Here is a 1,022-nt window from a genome sequence, read left to right as displayed (position 1 = left end):
TCACCACCCCCATCCCCGCCCAGGAAGAGCTCATCCAAAACGGCGTCACCGGCCTCCTCGTACCCCCCAGACCCCACCTCCTCGCCCAGGCGCTCAACCAGCTCCAGGGGGAGGGGCAGGCCCTTGGCGCCTGCGCCCGGGCCCACGTGCTTGGGCACCACACCCTAAAGGGGAGCGCTGAGGCCCTGGCCGCCGCGCTCAAGGAGGCCATCCATGCTTGAGGTTGCCTTCATCACCGACGCCCCTCGGGTGGCGGGAAGCGAGATCTGGCTCTTGGAGAGGCTTCCGAGGCTACCTTCCCTAGGCCTTCAACCCACCCTCTTCCTGCCTAAACGCTCCAACCTGGACGGCTTCGCCGAAGTCCTGGAGAGGAAGGGGGTAAAGGTCCGGCGCTACGCGAGTCTCGGGGAGGTCCTGGAGGCCACCGCTCCCTATGCCCTCCGGGTCTTCCAGGGCTGGAGGGAGACCGCCTACCACCTTCTTTTCCCCCGCCTGGCCCGCCCCAAGGTGGCAGTGGTCCACGAGCAGCTAGATTACCGCTACCCTGCGGGGCTTCGGCAGACCTACCACCTTCTTTACCGTCTGGGCAAGGGGAGCGCCCTCAAGGGCGCTGACCGCGTCCTCACGGTCTCCTGGTGGGCCGCCCGCTTCCTGAGGGGAATGGGCCTGGAGGCGGAAGCGGTGCCCAACGGCGTGGACCCCGACCGCTTCCGACCCGCAGACCCCGAGGAGCGGGCCCGCCTGCGGAAGGCCTACGGGCTCCGCCGCTTCACGGTCCTGGTCCCCGGGCGGTTCGCCCCGGAAAAGAACCAGCTCGCCGCCCTCTTCACGGCCCAAAGGGTACCGGAGATGGACTTCCTCTTCGCCGGGGACGACGACTCTCCCCTGGGCGCCTTATCCCGCGGCCTGAAAAGGACCCTGGGCCTTGGGAACGTGCGCTTCCTAGGCCGACGGGAGGACATGCCGGAGCTCTACCGGGCGGTGGACGCCGTGCTCCTCCCCACCCTGGGGGAAAACCAGAG

2 protein-coding genes are annotated in these 1,022 nt (G+C 68.6%); both read left to right on the top strand.

The genetic code is table 11. From position 1 onward, the window contains the following. A partial coding sequence (locus tag H531_RS14585; RefSeq protein WP_028490857.1) for a glycosyltransferase occupies positions 1-221 on the top strand: 221 nt, incomplete at its 5' end. Next, on the top strand, positions 214-1,022 hold an 809-nt coding region (locus H531_RS0112525), incomplete at its 3' end, for a glycosyltransferase family 4 protein (RefSeq protein ID WP_022799638.1). The genes H531_RS14585 and H531_RS0112525, both read left to right, overlap by 8 nt.

The organism is Thermus islandicus DSM 21543 (assembly GCF_000421625.1).
In the GTDB taxonomy this organism is placed as follows: Bacteria; Deinococcota; Deinococci; order Deinococcales; family Thermaceae; genus Thermus; species Thermus islandicus.
Note: the sequence above shows the minus strand (reverse complement) of the source record. Positions and strands in the feature narration are given on the sequence as shown.